7 protein-coding genes and 2 pseudogenes are annotated in these 21825 nt (G+C 43.9%); 8 read left to right on the top strand and 1 reads right to left on the bottom strand.

Annotation, left to right across the window (positions count from 1 at the left end; translation table 11 throughout):
* Window positions 1-45: 45 nt before the first annotated feature.
* From DXA15_RS12165 to DXA15_RS12140, 6 genes and pseudogenes are all read left to right on the top strand, one after another.
* Window positions 46-2433, top strand: coding sequence for an ABC transporter permease (locus tag DXA15_RS12165; RefSeq protein WP_128134198.1), 2388 nt, complete (start codon window positions 46-48; stop codon window positions 2431-2433).
* 42 nt (window positions 2434-2475) lie between these two features.
* Window positions 2476-4830 (top strand): ABC transporter permease, encoded by a 2355-nt coding sequence (locus DXA15_RS12160; protein ID WP_128134197.1) that lies wholly within the window; start codon window positions 2476-2478, stop codon window positions 4828-4830.
* Between the two features lie 88 nt (window positions 4831-4918).
* Window positions 4919-7293, top strand: a pseudogene (locus tag DXA15_RS12155) (ABC transporter permease).
* A gap of 156 nt (window positions 7294-7449) precedes the next feature.
* A pseudogene (locus DXA15_RS12150) lies at window positions 7450-9821 on the top strand (ABC transporter permease).
* A gap of 37 nt (window positions 9822-9858) precedes the next feature.
* Window positions 9859-12231, top strand: a complete 2373-nt coding sequence (locus DXA15_RS12145; protein ID WP_128134196.1) for an ABC transporter permease — start codon at window positions 9859-9861, stop codon at window positions 12229-12231.
* A 159-nt stretch (window positions 12232-12390) separates the two neighbouring features.
* Window positions 12391-14748: an ABC transporter permease gene (locus DXA15_RS12140; protein ID WP_128134195.1), complete on the top strand. Its 2358-nt coding sequence runs from the start codon at window positions 12391-12393 to the stop codon at window positions 14746-14748.
* A 679-nt stretch (window positions 14749-15427) separates the two neighbouring features.
* On the opposite strand, the gene DXA15_RS12135 is transcribed toward DXA15_RS12140, so the two are convergent.
* Window positions 15428-15673: an RNA-binding protein gene (locus DXA15_RS12135; protein WP_007653338.1), complete on the bottom strand. Its 246-nt coding sequence runs from the start codon at window positions 15671-15673 to the stop codon at window positions 15428-15430.
* Between the two features lie 368 nt (window positions 15674-16041).
* Here DXA15_RS12135 and DXA15_RS12130 point away from each other — a divergent pair, with 368 nt between their 5' ends.
* Together DXA15_RS12130 and DXA15_RS12125 are read left to right on the top strand one after the other, a co-directional pair.
* Window positions 16042-19461: a glycoside hydrolase family 2 protein gene (locus tag DXA15_RS12130; protein ID WP_128134194.1), complete on the top strand. Its 3420-nt coding sequence runs from the start codon at window positions 16042-16044 to the stop codon at window positions 19459-19461.
* Window positions 19462-19603: 142 nt separating this feature from the next.
* Window positions 19604-21748, top strand: coding sequence for a TIM-barrel domain-containing protein (locus tag DXA15_RS12125; RefSeq protein ID WP_233567224.1), 2145 nt, complete (start codon window positions 19604-19606; stop codon window positions 21746-21748).
* The last annotated feature ends 77 nt before the right edge of the window (window positions 21749-21825 follow it).

Genomic DNA, 21825 nt, shown 5'->3' with positions numbered 1-21825 from the left:
GTTTGGCATGCGTTTTGAACCTATTCGGGTAAAAATAAATATATAATGAAAACAATTCTTCGAAATTTCATCAGTGTATTACGTCGTTTTAAGATGGCAACGCTTCTTAATATCTTAGGGCTTTCAGTGGCTTTTTCTGCATTTATGATCATTATGATGCAGGTCGATTATGATAAGAATTTTGACACTTTCCATAATGAAGCCGATAATATTTACCGGGTGGAGCTACAGTGGGGTAAGGAAACGCCGCAGGCTATTGTAAGCCGGCCCCTGATGGATGTGTTTTTCAACTTTTCACCGCATATCATAGCCGGAGCCATTAGCTATCCTATCTATAGTGAGACGGTTTTTATTGTAGATAAGGACGGGAAACAGGATAGTTATATGGAACCGAATATGACTATTTATCCTTCCTTTACCGATGTGTTTACTTTTGATATGTTGGAAGGAACGAAGGATGCCCTGAAGGACCCGGAAAAGATCTTGATCTCGGAAAGTCAGGCTAAAAAGATATTCGGTACGGAATCGGCTGTCGGGCGGAGGATGAAAGCGAAAGATACCAGAGGGCGGTTGGCTGGCCTCTTTACCATACCTGAGATGGATTATACAGTGGGAGGTGTCTATAAGGATTTTCCGGTAAACGGTATCCTTCAGAATGCTGTCTATGTGAAACTGGATGATAAGGAGGGCCTGAATGATTGGGGAAGTTCTAATTATTATGCTTATATCCGCCTGGATAGCCCCGAAGCGGCAAAGGATTTGACAAACGACTTTCTGGATTATTATAAAAAACATGAGATAGGGAAAAATATGCCGTGGTTTACCGATGACCTGAATTTGCGGTTGACTCCTTTGACGGAACTTCATTATGTAACGGATGTTCTTTATGACATGGTTCCTAAGACTAGCCGCCAGACGATATTGGTTCTGATTGCCATCGCATTTGTTATTATGCTTATTGCCGGTATCAATTTTACCAATTTCAGTACGGCTTTGACTCCAATGCGTATGAAAAGCATCAATACGCAAAAGGTGCTGGGTAGTTCTAATGCAACATTACAGTTCTCTTTATTGATGGAAGCGGTTTGTATCAGTGTCGTGGCTTTCTTGCTGGCATTATGGATCGTCCGTATGACGGCGAGCAGTCCCATAACCGGCCTGATCAATGCGGATATCTCTTTTTCCGCTCATCCGGTGTTGATTTCGTTGACGGCTCTGCTGTCTGTGCTGGTCGGAGTGCTGGCCGGGATTTATCCGTCTTATTATATGACATCTTTCTCGCCGGCGCTGGTGCTGAAAGGTAATTTCGGACTTTCTCCCAAAGGAAGGGTATTGAGGAACGTGCTGATCAGTGTGCAGTTCATTTCTTCATTTGTTTTGATTATGGGCGCTATGTTCATGTATTTGCAAAATAATTTTATGCGAACCAGTTCGTTGGGATATGACAAAGATCAAATCATCGTGACAGACCTGACGGCTACAGTCTTAAACAGTAAAGAGGCTTTCACGAATCGTATGAAATCGTTCTCCGGTATTGAGGATGTGACCTGTGCGGAGTTTCTGTTGGCCAGCCAGGATCAGTATATGACCTGGGGACGTGAACTGAATGGTAAAAATATTCAGTATCAGGTGATGCCGGTCGATCCTTCTTTCCTGAAGGTACTGAATATTGCAGTAAGTGACGGGCGGGATTTCCGGGAAGAAGATACTTTGACAGAGCATGGTGCCTATATATTTAATGAACGTGCGCGAAAGACCTATGACATTCAGCTGGGAGATAAGATCGGTGATATGGAGGTGATTGGTTTTGTTCCGGATATCAAGTTCGCTTCTTTCCGTACGGAGGTGGTTCCGATGGCATTCTTAGTGCGTGGTAAAAGTTATTCGGGAGGTGCGGCGTTTGCATATATCAAGGTAAAAGCCGGCTCGGACATGGGAGCTGCCATGACGCATGTCAAGAATGTAATGAGCGAGATTCATCCGGATTATCCTTTCGATATCACTTTCTTTGATAAAGTGCTGAATAATTTATATGAAAAAGAAACGAGTCTGGGAGCATTGATCACATTATTCAGTCTGATAGCCGTCTTTATCTCGATGGTGGGTGTCTTTGGTCTGGTAGTATTCGACAGCCAGTATCGCAGAAAGGAAATAGGTGTCCGCAAGGTGATGGGGTCTTCCGTGTCGCAGATTCTGATTATGTTTAACAAAACGTATGTCCGTATCCTGTTGATATGCTTTGTGCTGGCCGCTCCGTTGACCTGGTATGCCATTCATGCCTGGTTGGAGAACTTTGCTTACCGTACTCCGATCTATTGGTGGGTGTTCATACTGGCTTTCCTGCTGGTGTCGGCTGTGACGATCGTTACTGTTACCTTCCAGAACTGGCGGGCGGCAAGCGAAAATCCGGTGATAAGCATAAAAACAGAATAGCGGATGGGTCATTAGATTTATAAACTTAGTACAGATACTATCATGAAAACAATTATCAGGAATTTATTAGGAGTTGTCCGTCGTTTTAAAATGGCGACTCTATTGAATGTGATGGGTTTAAGTATAGCCTTTGCTGCCTTTATAATTTTAATGATCCAGTTACAATATGACTGGGGGTTCGACAGGTTCCAAAAGAATGCAGAACGGATTTACCGGGTAGGACTTTATACTCCGGATTGGGGGAACCAGGTGGTTGTTTCTCCCCCTTTTGCAGAGGCTTTCGTTCAATCGTCTCCCCATATAGAGACGGGAGTATTACTTTCTTCCTGGGGTAGTCAGCTTGCATTAAAAAGGGGAAATGATACGGATGAAACGAGTTTCTGGTGTCCGGTAAATGCAATAACTCCTGAATATGCCTCTGTTTTCGACTTTCAGATGCTGGAGGGGAAGATAGAAAGCCTGGATAATCCGGGGTATGTTTTGATAGCACAGAGCCAGGCTGAAAAGTTTTTCGGAGATGAACCGGCTGTCGGCAAACAGTTGACAGCCGATAAGTTATCTTTTGTTGTGGGTGGCGTATATAAGGATTTTCCTCAAAATTCAGTGGTACAAAATGCCGTATACAGGAGAATCGGTGAAAAGGAGAATCAGGATAATTGGAATGCCAACGGCTACCAGTTATATGTGTTACTGGATGATCCCGGTAAAAAAGACCAGATAATTGCTGACTTCAAGAATCATTTCAACCATGAATATTATGATTGGAAAACGAAAGATGTGAGACTGACCCAACTGACCGATATTTATTATGAGGCAGATGCCCGTTTTGATTCACAGAAAGACAAAGGTAATAAAACGATGGTATTCGTGTTGTTTACCATCGCTGTATTGATCGTTGTCATTGCCGGGATTAATTTTACGAATTTCAGCAATGCACTTGTTCCCATGCGTATCCGAAGTATCAATACACAAAAGGTTCTGGGAGGATCGGATAATACGTTGCGTTGTGCCATGTTGGTTGAAGCGGTAGCGATCTGTCTGTTTTCTTTCATCCTTTCCTTGTTTATTGTTAAAGGGATGGCTAATACCTGGTTGGCAGATATGATCAGTGGAGAACTTTCATTGGAAGCCAACATTCCTTTATTGATAGGGACGGGAGTTCTGGCTGCTCTTACCGGTTTGCTGGCCGGAGCATATCCTGCCTGGCATATAACGTCGTTTTCTCCTGCCTTGGTTTTGAAAGGATCGTTTGGATTGTCTCCTTCCGGTAAAAGGATGAGAAGTTTGCTGGTCTCTTTCCAGTATGTCATCTCTTTTGCTCTGATTATTGCCGCTTTGTTTATTTACTTGCAGAATCATTACATGCTGGCCTCTTCTTTAGGTTTCGATAAGGAGCATGTGGCTATTGTGGAATTGAACGGCCAGTTGATTAAAAATATAGAGGCCGTGGAAAATCGATTAGAGCAGGAAGTCTCTGTGCAGGAAGTTTCTTTTGCGGCAGATTTACTTTCGGCAAGTGATGAATATACCGACTTTGGCCGTGGTTACAGGGAGAATAACGTACAGTTCAAAGTGTTTGTCGTTTCACCTGATTTTCTTAGGCTGATGAACATTCCAGTTATTTCGGGACGGGATTTCCTTCAGGAAGACAGTAAATCGGTTGGGGGCGTTTACCTGTTTAACGAAGCGGCCAGATTGCAATATGATCTGGTTGCCGGTGAATATATCACGGGAAATGAATGGTATGAGGCTCCTCCCGCCTTGATTGCCGGGTTTATAGATGATATTAAGTATGCTTCGTTCCGTACGGAAGTGGCACCGATGGCTTTTTATGTTTCGCCTGCGGCTGGGTATCGGCCGAGGTATGCCTATATCAAAATAAAGGCGGGGGCGGATATCCGGGATGCAGTGGCTTCGATCAGGAAAGCCTTGACTTCGATAGATAAGAATTTCCCCGCCGAGATCAGGTTTTATGATACGATATTGAATAATCTCTATAAGCGGGAACTGAGCATCGGGTGGCTGATCTCTTTATTCAGCCTGATAGCTGTGTTTATATCGGTTGTCGGTGTGTTGGGACTGGTTATTTTTGAGAGCGAATACAGAAAGAAAGAGATCGGTCTCCGGAAAGTTCATGGTGCTACCACTTCGCAGATATTGCTTATGTTCAATAAAGTCTATGTCCGTATCCTGATTGTCTGTTTCGTTCTGGCAATACCGGTTGCCTATTATGGGGTGAGCCGTTGGATGGTTTATTTTGCCTATAAGATTCCGATGTATTGGTGGGTATATGCGGTCGCTTTTGTAGTCGTTTCCGTTATAACATTCCTGACGGTTACTTTCCAGAACTGGAAGACTGCCAATGAAAATCCGGTAGAAAGTATAAAAACAGAATAGCTATCATGCAACATTTCTGAATTTATTACGTATTTATTAAAAAGTTGTTTGGTGAACAACCTTAAATCGGAGTAATAATTCAATTGATATGAAAACTATTTTAAGAAACTTTATCAGCGTGCTTCGCCGTTTCAAAATGGCAATGTTGCTGAATGTATTTGGACTAAGCATCGCTTTTGCTGCTTTTATGGTGATTATGATGCAGGTGAATTATGACTACACGTTCGATTCCTGCCAGCCGGAAGCAGATGCAATCTACCGCATGGACATGGATTTTCAGGGAAAAGCGAGTGCCGTTTTCAGCCGTCCTTTTGCGAGAGGTTTTACAGAGTCATCGCCCCATATTAAGGCCGGCATGATTATGGCGTCGTGGAATTCCGAACTTTTTTATAGTGTCGAACGGCAAGGGGAGAGGCTGAATTTTCAGGATCCGGTCGTGAATGCTTCGCCCGGGATTACCCGTGTCTTTCATTTCAATATGCTGGAAGGAGATGAAACGGCACTGGATCAGCCGGAGACTGCCATCATCCCTGAAAGTATGGCGCGTCGCCTGTTCGGAGACGAGTCGGCTATAGGAAAACGGCTGATGAATGTGGAGACGGGAAGTACGGTAGCAACAATAAGCGGCGTCTTTAAAGATTTTCCCCTTAACTCTTCTATCCGGAATATTATCTACCGGCAGATGCATCCGAAAGAAAACTACGATACTTGGAGTAATCAGAATTATTTCTTCTTTTTCCGAATGGATGATCCTGCCAATACGAAGGATGTGAAAGAAAACTTTATGAAGAATTTTGATGCATCCCAACAGTTCGGTAAAGATTTTGACTGGGAGAAAGATGGTATTGACCTGCGTATCACACCACTTCCCGAGTTACATTTCCTGGAAAATGTCTCTTTCGACTCAATGCCGAAGGCCAGCCGTCAGACAGTGCGTGTCTTGTTTGCCATAGCTTTTGTCATCTTACTGATTGCGGGTATCAACTTTACCAATTTCAGTACGGCACTGACACCGATGCGTATCAAAAGTATCAATACGCAAAAGGTGCTGGGAAGTCCGGATAGTGTGCTTCGTTTGAGTTTACTGGCGGAGGCAATTATCGTCAGTGCGGTGGCTTATCTGATTTCGCTGGGGATGTTGTTTATAGCCGGTAAGACTTTTATAGCCTCTTTGGTGGATGCCGACATGGCTTTTTCGGCACAGTCGGGAGTTATTACTACTACGGCGGTTATTGCTGTGGCTGTCGGTGCGTTGGCTGGCCTTTATCCGGCTTGTTATATTACCTCTTTCCCGCCGGCACTGGTACTGAAAGGCAGTTTCGGACTGTCTCCAAAAGGGAGGTTGCTCAGAAGTACATTGGTCAGTATCCAGTTCATTGCTTCATTTATCCTGATTATCAGTTCCCTGTTCATGTTTTTGCAAAACCGGTTTATGCAGAATACACCGCTTGGATATGACAAGGACGAATTGATCGTGATGGAGCTGAACGGTAAGGTGAATAAGAGCCAGGATGTATTGGCGAGTGAGGTAAAAACATTCTCCGGGATTGAAGATATCACTTTTGCCGAACAGGTTTTATCGAGCCGGGACTTCTATATGGCTGGGGGCGCGAGTATAAAGATAAGGATATTAACTTTCAATGTATCCCGGTGTCTCCTTCTTTCCTTCGTGTGATGGGGATTAAAGTGACCGACGGACGTGATTTTCGTCCGGAAGATGACCTGAAAGATACGGGATGCTATATATTTAATGAGAAGGCCCGTGAGATGTACGATTTGGAACTGGGGGATAAGATTGACGGTGGCGAGATTATTGGTTTTATGCCTAATATCAAGTTTGCTTCTTTCCGCAATGAAGTTTCACCGATGACTTTCTATGTCTGGGGAAAATACTATTGGGGAGGGGAAGTCGACAGTAAATATTATGCAGCAGCCTATGTCAGGGTAAAGGCCGGCAGTGATTTGCGTGCGGCAATGAAACATATTCAGGCTTCATTAAAGAAGATCGATCCGGTTTATCCTTTTAAAGTATCTTTTTATGACGAGATATTACAACGTACCTATGTGAAGGAACTGAAGATCAGTAACCTGATCACCCTTTTCAGTGTTATTGCGATCTTAATCTCCATAGTGGGAGTCTTCGGACTGGTGGTGTTTGAGAGTGAATACAGACGTAAAGAGGTGGCTGTCCGCAAAGTATTGGGATCGTCCACTCCGCAAATATTGGTGCTGTTCAACAGGAGTTATCTGATTATTCTGGTTATTTGTTTTATCTTGTCGGCTCCTGTGGCTTTCTATGGTGTATATCGTTGGCTGGAAAACTTTGCTTATCGCACGCCGATGTACTGGTGGGTATTTCTGGCAGCCTTTATTATTGTTTCGGTCATCACCTTTATAACCGTAACTTTTCAGAACTGGCATGTCGCTAATTCAAATCCGGTGGAGAGCATAAAGTCGGAGTGACCGGGAAGTTATTTTCCTTTATGAATGTCTAATAATTTGACACGACTGTCTAATTATTAGACATTCATTTTTAAGGCGTGAGCCAAATGTTCTTGATAGATAAAGAGTTATCGTTTTGGCATGTTATTTGAACGAATTGGATAAAAAGAGGTCAATATGAAAACGATATTACGAAACTTTATCAGTGTACTCCGCCGTTTCAGGATGGCGACTTTGTTGAATATTCTGGGATTAAGCATTGCTTTCGCCGCATTTATGGTGATCATGATGCAGGTAAGTTATGATTATACGTTCGATTCCTGCCAGCCGGAATCAGAAGCGATCTATCGGATGGATATGTAATATCAGGGAGAACAGGTAGCCATTATGAGCCGTCCTTTGGCGAGGGCTTTTACAGAATCGTCGCCGCATATCAAAGTAGGAACCCTTATGACATCGTGGACTTCCGACGGGTTTTACAGTGTCGAACGGAGCGGTGAGATACAAAACTTTCAGGATCCGATAGCGACGGTAACCCCCGACTTTACCCGTGTTTTCCATTTCGATATGGTGGAAGGCGATGAAACGGCGCTGGAGCAACCGAAGTCGGCCATGATTCCCGAAGCATTGCTAATCGCCTGTTCGGTAATGAATCGGCTATCGGTAAACAGTTGATGGGTGGGACATCGGGAAAGGTAGTCGCGATCGTCAGCGGTGTTTTTAAAGATTTCCCCCGTAATTCTTCTGTCCGCAATATCATTTACCTCCAGATGGATCCGAAGGAAAATTATGATGAGTGGGGTAACAGTAATTATTTTTTCTTTTTCCGTATGGATGATCCGGCAAATGCGGAAGATGTGAAGGAAAACTTCAAAAAGAATTTCGATAAAACAAAAATGGCCGGTTCCGATCTGGATTGGGAAAGGGATAAGATCGACCTGCATATCACTCCGCTTACCCAATTACATTTCCTGACCAACGCTTCTTACGATTCGATGCCGAAAGCCAGTCGTCAGACAGTACAGGTGTTGTTTGCCATCGCTTTCATAATCCTGCTGATTGCCGGTATCAATTTTACGAACTTCAGCACGGCATTGACACCGATGCGCATTAAGAGCATCAATACGCAGAAGGTGCTCGGTAGTCCGGATAGCCTGCTACGGCTGAGTTTATTGGGAGAGGCTGTCATTATCAGTTTCGTGGCATTCCTGATTTCACTGGTCGTATTGCATCTGGCTGAAGATTCGTTTATTGCTTCTTTGGTGGATGCCGATATGTCTTTGGTGGTGCAATGGAAAATTCTCGGTGTCACAGGAATCATTGCCCTGCTAGTCGGTGTGTTGGCAGGGGCTTATCCGGCTTGTTACATCACCTCTTTTCCGCCGGCCCTGGTGCTGAAAGGGAGTTTTGGGTTGTCGCCTAAAGGACGTGTGCTGCGGAGTACATTAGTCAGTATTCAGTTTATTGCATCCTTTATCCTGATCATCGGTTCTCTGTTCATGTTCCTGCAAAACCATTATATGCAAAGTGCGCCGCTTGGATATGATAAGGACGAACTGATCGTTGTCGAGCTGAACAGTAAGATCAATAAAAACCTGAGTGTGCTGGAAAGTGAAATAAAAACATTTTCAGGAATAGAAGCTATCACGTGTGCCGACCAGATATTGTCGAGCCGGGACTATTATATGGGCTGGGGACGGAATTATAACGACAAACCTATCGATTTTCAATGTATCCCGGTTTCCCCGAGTTTTCTGCATGTCATGGGAATAAATGTAATCGATGGCCGTGATTTCCGGCCGGAAGATGATCTGAAAGATAAAGGAACGTATATATTTAATGAAAAGGCACGCGATATGTATGATCTTGTGGTGGGTGAATCGGTCGAAGGCGAAGAGATTGCCGGAATTATTCCTAATATCAAGTTTGCTTCTTTCCGTAACGAAGTGTCGCCAATGGCTTTTTACATCGGTGGAAAGTATTGGAAAGGAAATGACGGAATCCGGTATTACAGTGCAGCTTATATCAAAGTAAAGGCCGGTAGCGACCTGTGGGCTGCCATGGAACATGTAAAAGCATCGTTGGGCAAGATCGATCCGGTCTATCCGTTTAAAGTCTCTTTTTACAATGAGGTGTTGCAACATACGTACGACAAGGAGTTGAAGATAAGTAACCTGATAACCTTGTTCAGTCTGATAGCCATATTTATTTCTGTTGTCGGTGTTTTTGGGCTGGTCGTTTTCGAAAGCGAGCATAAGCGTAAGGAAGTGGCGGTACGGAAAGTATTGGGTTCTTCTACCTCGGAGATACTGTTTATGTTCAACAAAAGTTATCTGTTGATCCTGTTGATCTGTTTTGTGCTGTCGGCTCCGGTTGCATTCTATGGCGTATATCGCTGGTTGGAGAACTTTGCTTACCGTACTCCGATCTATTGGTGGGTATTTCCGGCAGCCTTTGTTATTGTTTCGGCCATTACTTTTATAACCGTTACTTACCAGAACTGGCAGGTAGCAAATTCGAATCCGGTGGAAAGTATAAAGTCGGAATAATCCGGCTTTGGAATGGATGCCGTAAAAACAAACTGATATGAAGACAATATTAAGGAACTTTTTCAGCGTGCTGCGCCGTTTCAGTCTGGCCGCTTTCCTGAATGTTGCGGGGTTGGCTGTTGCTTTTGCAACCTTTATCATTATTATGATACAGATCAGCTTCGAACGTAATTTCGATCGTTGTCATCCGACGGCCGACCGTATTTACCGGGTGGAATTGAGTGGTGAGGAGATAGAAGCGGAGGCCGGGACATTTTCCCGTATTCTTCCGCGAGGATTGATCGAGGCTGTAATAGGATCATCTCCCTATATCGAGGCTGGTAGCCTGATTTTTCCTTATAGTCCGGCCATCTATTTTACGGTGACGGAGAACGGCGAACGGGAAGGCTATCATGAATTGATTCAGACTTGCCATCCGGCACTGACCCATGTATTCGATTTCCCGATCATCGAAGGAGATATCGATTGCCTGAACGATCCTGAGAAACTGATCTTACCGGAAAGTATGGCTCGTAAGATGTTTGGAAAACAGTCGGCTGTAGGTAAGGCATTACATGCTGAAGAGCAAATAATGAGCAAGAATGTAAGGAATTTTACTGTCGGAGCCGTTTATAAAGACTTCCCGGAAAATACGCAGATTCGTAACCTTATTTATACGGGTATCGATAATACTATGCGTGAGAATTTCGGATCCAGTAGTTTTATATGTTTCCTTTTACTGGATAATCCGGAATCGGCCCGGCTTGTTACGGACAACTTCAATGCGAACTTCGACTTTTCCAAGTTGGGAAGTGGGAAGGTACAGATAAAGTTGACGCCTCTTACGGACATTTATTATATGAATGAAAGCCAGGATGGTACGATTTTCCGCAGCGGTAATAAAGAAGTGACCTGGCTGCTTTTTTTTATTGCCTTACTGATCATTATAGTGGCTGCCATCAATTTTACGAATTTCAATACTTCGTTGACGCCGATGCGTATCAGGAGTATCAATACCCAGAAAGTGTTAGGCAGTCCGGATTGCGTATTACGTCGGGCTTTATTGGCCGAAGCTGCTATAACCAGTCTGGTGGCCTGGCTGGCGAGCCTGTTCATTGTGCATGTGCTGGCTACGACCGGTACCATGCCGTTTATAGAGGCCGATTTGAGTATAATAGATAACCTGCCGATTGTCTTATTGACCGGTGTTATCGCATTGGTTACCGGCATACTGGCCGGATTATATCCTTCCTGGTACGTGACCTCCTTTCCTCCGGCCCTGGTGCTGAAAGGAAGTTTCGGGCTTTCACCGTCGGGACGCAAATTACGTACGGTGTTGATCGGTATCCAATATGTGGTATCTATTTTATTAATTATCAGTGCTTGTTTTGTTCATTTGCAGAATAAATATATGCGTGGTTATTCGCTGGGATTTGATAAAGATCAGATCGCGATCGTTCCTTTGAGCAGTGACCTGTATATTAATTCTCATGAGACCTATGTTAATCGCCTGAAGGAATTTTCCGGTATCGAAGATGTGGCTTTTTCTCTGGAGAAGGTCGGTTCGCAGGATGGTTACAGTACGAACAGCGGTTCTGTCAAGGAAAATGATTTCCACTTCTTTATGATCTTTGTTTCCGCAAATTTCCTGCGTGTGATGGGAATCCCGGTAGAAGAGGGGCGTGACTTTTATCCGGCCGATGAAATGGCTGAAACGCCTTCTTACATTTTTAATTGTACGGCAAAACAGGAAGTAGGCATGGAAGTGGGGGATAAAATGGATTCGTGGGCTTCGGGTGATATTGTCGGGTTGACAGGCAATGTCAAGTTTACTTCGCTTCGAGAGGGAGAAAGTAATATCGGTTTTGTGACAGGGAAACTGCCTTATCCGCTAACTACTTCTTATATACGCCTGAAAGCCGGGGCAGATGTCGATGCAACCGTTTCACATATTTATAAAACACTGGCTGATATAGATCCGGCTTATCCGGTCGAGATCGAGTTTTATGATGCTGTGTTCAACGAATTATATCATAAGGAAGAGAATTTGCGTAGCCTGATCACGGTATTCAGCCTTTTGGCGATCATTATTTCACTTGTGGGTGTCTTTAATCTGGTGGTATTCGATACACAATATCGCCGGAAAGAGATCGGTCTCCGAAAAGTGCATGGTGCGACTATCGGTGAGGTTTTGAAGATGCTGAACAGTTCCTATATTTATATTGTCCTGATTTGCTTTGTGCTGGCAGTACCGATTGGTTATTATGGGATCAGTAAGTGGCTGGAGAGTTTTGCCTATAAGACACCGATGTTTTGGTGGGTCTATCCGCTGGCTTTGATTATTGTACTGACTATTACTGTCGGTACGGTGACTTACCAGAGCTGGCAGGCAGCTAATGCTAACCCGGTGGATAGTTTGAAGTCGGAGTAACAGCGTTTTACATAGAATCTGTTTCAATGTCTAATAATTTGACAGTATTGTCTAATTATTAGACATTGTTCTTTTCTGGCGATTGGGCTAATATTCTGTTATTCTGCGTGTTGTTGCTTTGGCATGTAATTTGAATTACCAAAGCAAACATAAATGATAATGAAAACAATACTAAGAAACTTTTTAAGCGTACTGCGTAGGTTCAAGATGGCAACCTTTTTGAATGTGGCGGGACTGGCTGTTGCATTTGCAGCCTTTATCGTTATTCTGATACAGGTAAATTATGAACGTAGTTTTGATCGTTGCCATCCGACGGCGGAAAGAGTTTTCAGAGTGGAGTTGGAAACTCCCGGTACATTCGGTCTTATTTTACCTCGTGGATTTGTAGAAACTGTTATCCAGTCATCCCCGCATATTGAAGCCGGGTCGTTGATCTATCCTTATAATCCGGCTATTTATTTCTCTGTCATAGAGAATGGAGAAAAGATAGGTTACCGTGAACCGGTATATACCTGTAACCCTGAGATTACCCGTGTCTTTGATTTCCCGATATTGGAAGGGGATATCGATTGTTTGAAAGATCCCGATAAGCTCATTTTACCTGAAAGCATAGCTCGGAAAATTTTTGGAGACCAACCGGCTGTAGGTAAAATGTTGCATGCCGAAGAGTATGTTGAGACCAAAGATAACCGTGAATATACCGTAGGTGCCGTTTATAAAGATTTCCCCGGGAACACCCAGATGAGGAATCTGATCTATACGGCTATCGGACCGACTTTTCAGTGGGATAATTTTGGGGCGAGTAATTTTGCCTGTTATGTGTTGCTGGATAAAGCGGAATCTGCACAGGATGTGGTTGATAACTTCAATGCAAATTTTGATTTTACTAAAATAGGAAATAAAGGTCAACAGCTCAAACTTACCCCTCTCACAGCTATTTATTATCTGAATGAAAGCCAGGACGGAATGATTTTCCGCAGTGGAAATAACGAAGTGACCTTGTTGTTATTTTTTATCGCTTTATTGATCATTATCGTAGCTGCTATCAATTTTACCAACTTCAGTACGGCCCTGACACCTCTTCGTATTAAGAGTATCAACACCCAAAAGGTACTGGGCAGTTCTGATAGATTATTACGAAACGCTTTGCTGGCGGAGGCTGCTATTGTCAGTCTTATAGCCTGGTCGATCAGTTTGGTTCTGGTTTGGATGCTTGGCAGGGCAACCGCTTTACCTTTTGTGGAAGCTGATTTGAGTATCCTGAAGAATCTGCCGATTATTTTGATTACGGGTGGGGTGGCATTGCTGACCGGAGTGGTCGCCGGATTATATCCTTCCTGGTATGTAACCTCTTTTCCGCCAGCACTGGTGCTGAAAGGCAGTTTCGGACTTTCTCCGTCCGGTCGTAAACTGCGTACCATTTTGGTCAGTGTACAATTTATAGTTTCTATCCTGTTGATTATCGGGGCTAGCTTTGTGCAGTTACAAAATGATTATATGCGTAGTTTCTCGCTTGGTTTCGATAAGGATCAGATCGCTATTGTGGAATTAAGCGGAGAACTTTATAAAAAACATCATGAGACATATGTAAACCGGTTGAAGGAATTTCCGGATATCGAGGATGTTGCCTTTGCCATGGAAAAAGTGGCTTCAAAAGATGGTTACAGTACCAATGGAGCTGTTTTGAAGCAAAAGGAGTTTCAATTTTTTATGATCATGACTTCTTCCAATTTCCTCCGGGTGATGGGTATTCCGGTTGAAGAGGGGCGCGATTTCTCTTTGTCCGATGAGTTATCGGAAGAACCTGTTTATATATTTAATGAGGCAGCCAAACTGGCGGTAAATATGGAACAGGGAGATATTCTTCAGTCATGGGTTCCCGGACGTATTATCGGATTTACCGGAAATGTGAAGTTTACCTCTCTTCGCAACGGAGAGAACAATATTGCTTTTGTGGTGTCAAAAATGCCATATCCGATGTCTGTCTCTTATATTCGTCTGAAAGCGGGATCCGATGTGCATGCAGCTGTTAATCATATCCGTAAGACATTGGCGGATCTTGATCCGGCCTATCCGTTTGATGTGCAGTTTTATGATACGATCTTTAATCATTTGTATCATAAGGAAGAGAATTTGCGTAGCCTGATTACTGTCTTTAGCATATTGGCAATAATCATATCGCTTGTAGGAGTATTCGGATTAGTCGTATTCGATACACAGTATCGTCGGAAAGAAATCGGTGTGCGTAAGGTACATGGGGCGACTAACAGTGAAATTCTGAAGATGCTTAACCGTTCATATATTTATATTGTACTAGTTTGTTTTGCCCTGGCTGCGCCGGTCGGCTACTATGGCATTAAGAAATGGCTGGAAAGTTTTGCCTATAAGACACCGATGTACTGGTGGGTATATCTGGCCGCATTGACAATTGTGCTGGTCATTACGATAGGAACAGTCACATTCCAGAGTTGGCGGGCGGCAAATGCCAATCCGGTAGATAGTTTGAAGGCGCAATAAGTATTTCAACTAAACAGATTTACTACCATGTTTTTTTGAAATTAACTGTCATACTATCATTTGTTTATGTAATGTGTTGTATATGTGTGTGCTGTCTTATGATAGTTGCCGCTTTTAACTATCACTTATCTATCATGCAACTATCATAGCCTGCTTGAAAAGACGGATAGATAAGTACTTCTTTTCAGTAAGTATACTGTTCAAAATCAGATTGATAGTAATATAAGTCGCTTGACACCCGGGTCTTGATATGCCCGACACCCGGGTGTAAGCATCGTTGAGATGGGGGTGTGAAACAGGTCGAAATGGGCATGCCGGCAACAAAAAATAGGTATTCGGATGAAAATAAGTCATAGGTTTGAGATAAAAAGGTAGTAGGGCGACGAATTATAAGAGGTGGTATCGAACGGTTACAGGTACTTTTTATGAGTTGAAATGACTGTTCTTTGGTTAAAATATCGTTAAAATATCGTTAAAATGATGGTTGTATGATAGATTAGTGATAGTTAAAAGCGGTAACTGTCATAGGTTAATGTGCCTGTATATAGATACTTACACGAGGGAATGATAGTATGATAGTTGATTTGTAGAAAACCCTGTACTATAAACGCAAAAAAAGGATATCCCATATGGAATATCCTTTCTCCTACTGATATATAATAAATATAATGTCAGTCAATTAGTTTCTTGGAAGTGCTTCTTTCACTACCATTGCCCGGCCTTCGTATTCTGCACCGTTTAATTCGTTGATAGCTTTGAAGGCTTCTGCATTTTCCGGCATTTCAACAAAAGCAAAACCTTTCGATCTTCTGGTATCGCGGTCTACAATAAGTTTTACAGAATCAACTGTTCCGAACTCTTCCATTACATCTCTCAAATCTGATTCCTTAACATTGTAGCTAAGGTTACCAATATACATGTTCATAAATATAAAAATAAAAAATTAATAATATAACAATAAAACTTTAGGAAGGTCTTTATCAGAGATGGAAATACTCAATGCTTATTACTGAGGAGATACATGTGAAAGTAAGATCGAAATAAATCTCTTATTGTTTCTAGTGCAAAGGAACGGAAATAATTCGGATAATGAACTATATATCTTGTTTATTATTCTATAATATATTATTATTATGAAATAAGGCCATTAATTTAGTAATATGCCGTTATTCCGTTTTGTATAAGTTTATTCGGTATTAGTTCCATCCTCTCGTTTTTTCTATCGGGAAAATATACGGGTAAAGCGGACATATATTCGTAATATTGCAGTAGAAATACTAAATATGATATAGCATGAATAACCTTGAACGATCCAGGCACAGGAGGCCTGTTCTGAGTACCTTGATCTTGTTACTTTCGATTGTAACAATGAGCGCACAAACAACGACCTTGCATCCGGTTGCTTCCAACGACTGTGGTGTGGACGGCAAGCAACCGTTTCTGGTGAAAGGCGATAATTATACCATGCCCGATGAAACGGGAGGAAGTATGACGGCAAGAACCTGCAATTTCGGAGGGACTGTTATCTATGCTTTCGACCGTTTGGATATACAGGCGGATTACCAGTTGGAGGTAGTCTATCTGGCGGATAGCGAGCGCCGGCAACGGATCGTAGCCGATGGAAACGAGGTACAGGCTCCTGTCGTTCTTGAAAAAGGGAAGGAACAGCGTTGCCGTATCGACCTGCCGAAAAAGGCATTTGCCTATGGGCAGTTGGTACTGGTTTTCGAAGTATTGAAAGGACCGAATGCCATTGTTTCAGAATTGAATCTTTATTCATCCAATCCAAAGAAACCGATTCCGTTTGAAGGGGATAAAAAGTTGGCGCTGGCACAGGCACAGAGTTATCGGGTGGATACGACCGTGAATGTGGAAGAACATCTTCCGGTTTATACAACTGTTCCGTATAGTGTGCCGGGCGTGTACAATCCGGTTCTCTCATTGAACGGGACCTGGCAGTTTAACCCGTCTCCGAAAGCTGATTTTTATACCCGCAAGGCCGATACGGACGGATGGCATCCGATTGTCGTACCCGGACAATGGTCGATGCAGGGATTCAAAGTCGATTCTGCCGGCTTTGGAGGTTATCAGACTATTTTTACGTTGCCGGCGGACTGGAAAGGCAAGCAGGTGAAGTTGCGTTTCGACGGTGTATCCAGCGAATGTATTGTCTGGCTGAACGGAAAAGAGATAGGAATCCATATGGGAGGTATGACTGCGTTTGAGTTGGATGCTACCACAGCTTTGCAACCGGGAGAAAACAGATTAGCACTGAAGGTCCGTAGCGAATCGCTGGCTGATATGCTGGGAAGCCTGACGCAGTATGCCGCTCATCAACTGGGAGGTATTACGCGCAAAGTCACGCTCTTTGCCGTACCCGATGTGCATATTTCCGATCTCCGTATCGTGACGGAGTTGGATGAACAATATAAGGATGCCGAACTCAACGTGTATCTGGCTGTGACAAATGCCGGAAGGGAGACGGAGAAGAATATAGCAGCGCGTCTTTCTATCGGCGGCCTTCCCGTTGTTCTCGATCAGGCAATTCCGGAATTGTCTCCGGGCCAAACCTGGACCGGCTGGTTAACCGGAAAAGTGGCCGATCCCCGGAAATGGGATAATGAGCATCCTTATTTATATACGATGAAAATAGAATTGGGAAATGCGGACGTAACCACTGAACAGATAGAAAAACGTTTCGGTTTCCGTGAAGTAGAAGTACAAGGCAACCGTCTGCTGGTAAACGGCAAGCCGGTAAAGTTAAGAGGCGTCTGCCGTCATGAAGCGCATCCGCTTACCGGGCGTGTCATGACTCCGGAACTGGAACGGAAAGATGTGGAATTATATCGTGCCGCTAACTGTAACTTTATCCGTACGTCACATTATCCTCCTTGCGAAGAATTACTTGAAATCTGTGATGAACTGGGAATGTTTGTCGAAGTGGAAGCGCCTGTTTGCTGGATTGGTCATCATGCGAATGAGAACTGGAAAGAACTCGATTATCAGGATAGTAAATATTATCCGTATGTCTTGCAGGCAAATATGGAGACAATCCATTTCTACCGAAATCATCCGTCCGTTATCTTCTGGTCGATTGCCAACGAGTCGTATTGGAACAAGGAGTTTGCCCAGGTTGAGGTGTATGTGAAGAAAGCCGATCCGACTCGTCCGCATACTTTCCATGATCAGGCATACGGTGGTTTCAACAACCAGGGAAGTACGGCTCCAATCTCCAATATTCACTATCCCGGACCGGGCGGATATAAGGTTGCCGCCAAGAGTGACCGTCCGATGGTGTATGGGGAATATTGCCACCTGAATGTTTACAACCGCAGCGAGTTGGTGGCCGATCCCGGTGTACGTAGCGACTGGGCGCTGGCACTGTCTCCGACCTGGGAGAATATGTATAAGACCGATGGCGTGCTGGGTGGTTCTATCTGGTCGGGTATCGACGATATTTTCCAGCTGCCGAATGGGGATGCTGTGGGTTACGGTCCGTGGGGACCGATAGACGGATGGCGTCGTCCGAAACCGGAATATTGGGATATGAAAAAGATATATAGTCCGATTCGTGTGCAAACGGACCGGTTGTCGCCAGCTAAAGAGTTGGTTATTCATTTGGAAAACAGATATACCTATACTGATTTCAATGAATTGCAGCTCAACTGGAAATATGGGGATGAACAAGGAGTTTCCTTTGCCTCTATTAAGCCGGGAGAGAGCGGTCAGATACGTATTCCGATTATGAATCCGGATCAGGCAAACGAGTTGTATCTTTCTTTTACCGATCCGCGCGGTTTCATTGCCGACGAGTATATCATCCCGGTAGGTAAACAAGTTCAGAATGAATTACCGGAATTGCAGCCGCTTACGACACAGCTGAAGAAGGCAAGTGACCGTTACCGTATTACCGGTAAAAACTTTATTTGTGAAGTGAGCCGCACGACCGGACAAATCCTGTCATTGAAACAGGGAAAGCAGGAGATACTGAACGGCGGTCCGTGGCTGATGGCGCTTCCTTTGAATGGCGGCGGTTGTTATCCGAACCATAATGCAAATACTCCTTTATTTAATGATATTTGTACGGAATGGAACCCAACGGAAATCGATGCGGCAAAAGTCGGTGACGATGTCATTGTCACGGTAAAAGGAAGCTATAAAGAATTTGAAGGAAGCTATAAACTGACTGTCAATGCGGCCGGAAAACTTTCTGTCAGCTATTCATTTAATGCGCTGGCTGACGTAAATCCCCGCCAATGGGGATTGGTTTTTGAAGCTCCGGCAACCTTCAATAAAACATTCTGGCGTCGCGATGGCCTGTGGAGTGTTTATCCGGAAGACCATATCAGTCGTCCGGTAGGAGAGGCAGATCTGTTTTATTCCGGTTTACCCTCGTATCTCAATCCGCGAGTGGAGCCGACCTGGTCGTGGAGCCTCGATTACAATGAATTGGGAAGCAACGATTTCCGCTCTACCCGTCGTAATATCTGGTACGCCGGCCTAACCAATGCCGCAGGCAATAAGGTAACCGCCGTTTCAGATGGCAAACAGCACTGGCGTTCATGGTTGGAAAAAGACCGTATCCGTTTCCTGGTGGCTGATTTCGTCACTGCCGGCAACGAAATGTTCCTGAGTAGCTATTATGCTCCGTTCAGGAAACCGTTAAAGGCAGGGGATACGATTGGAGGGACAATAACCTTACATGCAGAGTAAAATAAGGTTATGAATAGTGACGTTGAAAATAGATTAAAAGATGGATTATCGAATGATTGTCCATCTTTTATCTTATATAGTCTATTTGTTCTTTTAGAGAAAAACTCTTATTTTGCGGAGTAAATACGTATATAACAATACCATGAGAAGACTTACCTTATTATTTGCGTCTATCGGCTTAGTCATGACAGCCTATAGTCAACCGAACGTAACCCCAAAAGAATGGGGCAATAATGAATATGCCGGAATATGGAAACTTTCAGTAGGCACACCCGAAAAGATCAACCTGCTGAGCGAACTCGATATAACTCCGAAGAAAGAAGCCTTGCAGCAGATGGCGGAAGGTCGGTTGCCTATATCACCGGCTGATGTAAAAACAGAGTTAAGGGATGGCAAAACGTATATCAGTTTCCCGTTGGAAAAAGGGGAGAAGATATTCGGTTTGGGGCTTAACTTCAAAACTGTCGAACAACGGGGCCGTATCATGCGGCTGCATATGGATCATTACACCGGAAGCGATAACGGCCGTACCCATGCACCGGTTCCTTTCTTCGTATCTTCCCGCGGATATGGTGTACTGATCAATTCCGCCCGCTATATAGATTTATGGGTAGGAACGGCCGTTCGCAAGGGACCGAATGCCCCGGAGGAACAAGACCGTAATACAGATCCGACCTGGCCTGCACAACCTTATTCCGACAATATCGAAGTCCTGGTTCCTGCACAAGGCGTGGAATTGGTTTTCTTTGCGGGGCCAACCATGCAAGATGTTGTTCGTCGTTACAATCTGTATAATGGTGGTGGCGCTTTGCCTCCGCGTTGGGGACTGGGTTTCTGGCACCGTACACCGACTTTGTTTACCGATAACGATGTAAAGAAAGAGGTGGATGAATTTGAGAAACGCGGATTTCCTCTTTCCGTGATTGGTCTTGAACCGGGATGGCATAGCAAAGCTTATCCTTGTACCTATGAATGGGATAAAACCCGCTTCCCGGATGCTCCCGGCTTTGCCAAAGAGATGCTCGACCGGAATATACGGTTGAACCTTTGGATGAATCCGTATGTATCCAAATATAGTGAAGTCTACGATAAAATAAAACCCTATACCGGTTCTCATACGGTCTGGCTGGGTGAGGTTCCCGACTACTCCATGCCTGAGGCCTGTAAAATTATGACCGATCACTTCCGTAAACATCAGGTCGACCTGGGAATAAGCGGATATAAGATGGATGAGAACGATGGTTATGATTCCTGGTTGTGGCCTGATGTAGCTACGTTTCCTTCCGGTATCCCGGCGGAACAGTTGCGTAACTTGTATGGTTCGCTGATGCAACAGGCTACGGTAAAGATGTATCGCGAAAAGAATCTGCGTACTTATGGGCAGGTACGTGCCGGTAATGCGGGAACGAATGCTTATCCTTATGTCCTGTATAATGACTATTACGACCATCGCGGTTTTATCACCGCTTTGATAAACAGTTCTTTTATCGGCGTGTTATGGACACCGGAAGTTCGTTCCTCCAAAACATCGGAAGAATGGCTTCGACGGATGCAGACTGTTTGTTTTTCGCCTATTGCACAGTTGAATGCTTGGGCGGACGGAACGAAACCATGGACTTTTGCAGATGTAGAAGATGATATTCGTGAGATCGCTTTGTTGCGTATTCAGTTGATACCTTATTTATATACCGCTTTTGCCGATTACGCATTCTACGGAACACCTCCGGTACGTGCCATGAATCTGGAAGAAGGTTATTCTGTTGAAGCACAGACGGAAGAAGGTAAGCTGGATGCAACTGAGAATCCGTATGCGATGGCTGTACGCCGGGAAGTGAAAGACCAGTTTATGGTCGGCGAGAATATCCTGGTCGCTCCTTTGTTTGCCGGAGAGAAAGAACGTAAAGTCGTTCTCCCGCAAGGTAAATGGTATGATTTTTACACCGGAAAGTTTGCCGGTGAGGGAGAAGTCATAACTGTTATCCCGGCTGACCGCCATATTCCTGTATATGTAAAAGACGGTGGTATTATCCCACTCTGGCCTGCTATGTCGAAATTCGGTGATCAGAAATATCCGCTGGAAGTACGGCATTATGGAAACAAACCGGGCACATATTCTTTATATGATGATGACGGAAGTTCCTATAACTACGAAAAGGGAGAGTTTACCCGCATCGATCTGACCGTTACGGTTGATAAGAAAGGAAAGAAAAAAGGAAAAGCCGTTCAACCGAAAGGAAAAAAGATTTGGTCATTCAGTGAATATAATTTCAAGTTTATGACGGAATAAGCGTATATTCTTTCCATATCACAGATGCATTTCTTTTGTTTCACAGTTGGATTCCGTTTGTATCACAGTTGAGTTTC

Source organism: Parabacteroides sp. AM58-2XD, assembly GCF_003463685.1.
GTDB classification, from domain to species: domain Bacteria; phylum Bacteroidota; class Bacteroidia; order Bacteroidales; family Tannerellaceae; genus Parabacteroides; species Parabacteroides segnis.
Note: the sequence above shows the minus strand (reverse complement) of the source record. Positions and strands in the feature narration are given on the sequence as shown.

Excerpts from the sequence above, each read along its gene's own strand:
- DXA15_RS12165 (WP_128134198.1), top strand. The coding sequence starts at position 46 with ATGAAAACAATTCTTCGAAATTTCATCAGTGTATTACGTCGTTTTAAG.
- DXA15_RS12160 (WP_128134197.1), top strand. The coding sequence starts at position 2,476 with ATGAAAACAATTATCAGGAATTTATTAGGAGTTGTCCGTCGTTTTAAA.
- DXA15_RS12145 (WP_128134196.1), top strand. The coding sequence starts at position 9,859 with ATGAAGACAATATTAAGGAACTTTTTCAGCGTGCTGCGCCGTTTCAGT.
- DXA15_RS12140 (WP_128134195.1), top strand. The coding sequence starts at position 12,391 with ATGAAAACAATACTAAGAAACTTTTTAAGCGTACTGCGTAGGTTCAAG.
- DXA15_RS12135 (WP_007653338.1), bottom strand. The coding sequence starts at position 15,673 with ATGAACATGTATATTGGTAACCTTAGCTACAATGTTAAGGAATCAGAT.
- DXA15_RS12130 (WP_128134194.1), top strand. The coding sequence starts at position 16,042 with ATGAATAACCTTGAACGATCCAGGCACAGGAGGCCTGTTCTGAGTACC.
- DXA15_RS12125 (WP_233567224.1), top strand. The coding sequence starts at position 19,604 with ATGAGAAGACTTACCTTATTATTTGCGTCTATCGGCTTAGTCATGACA.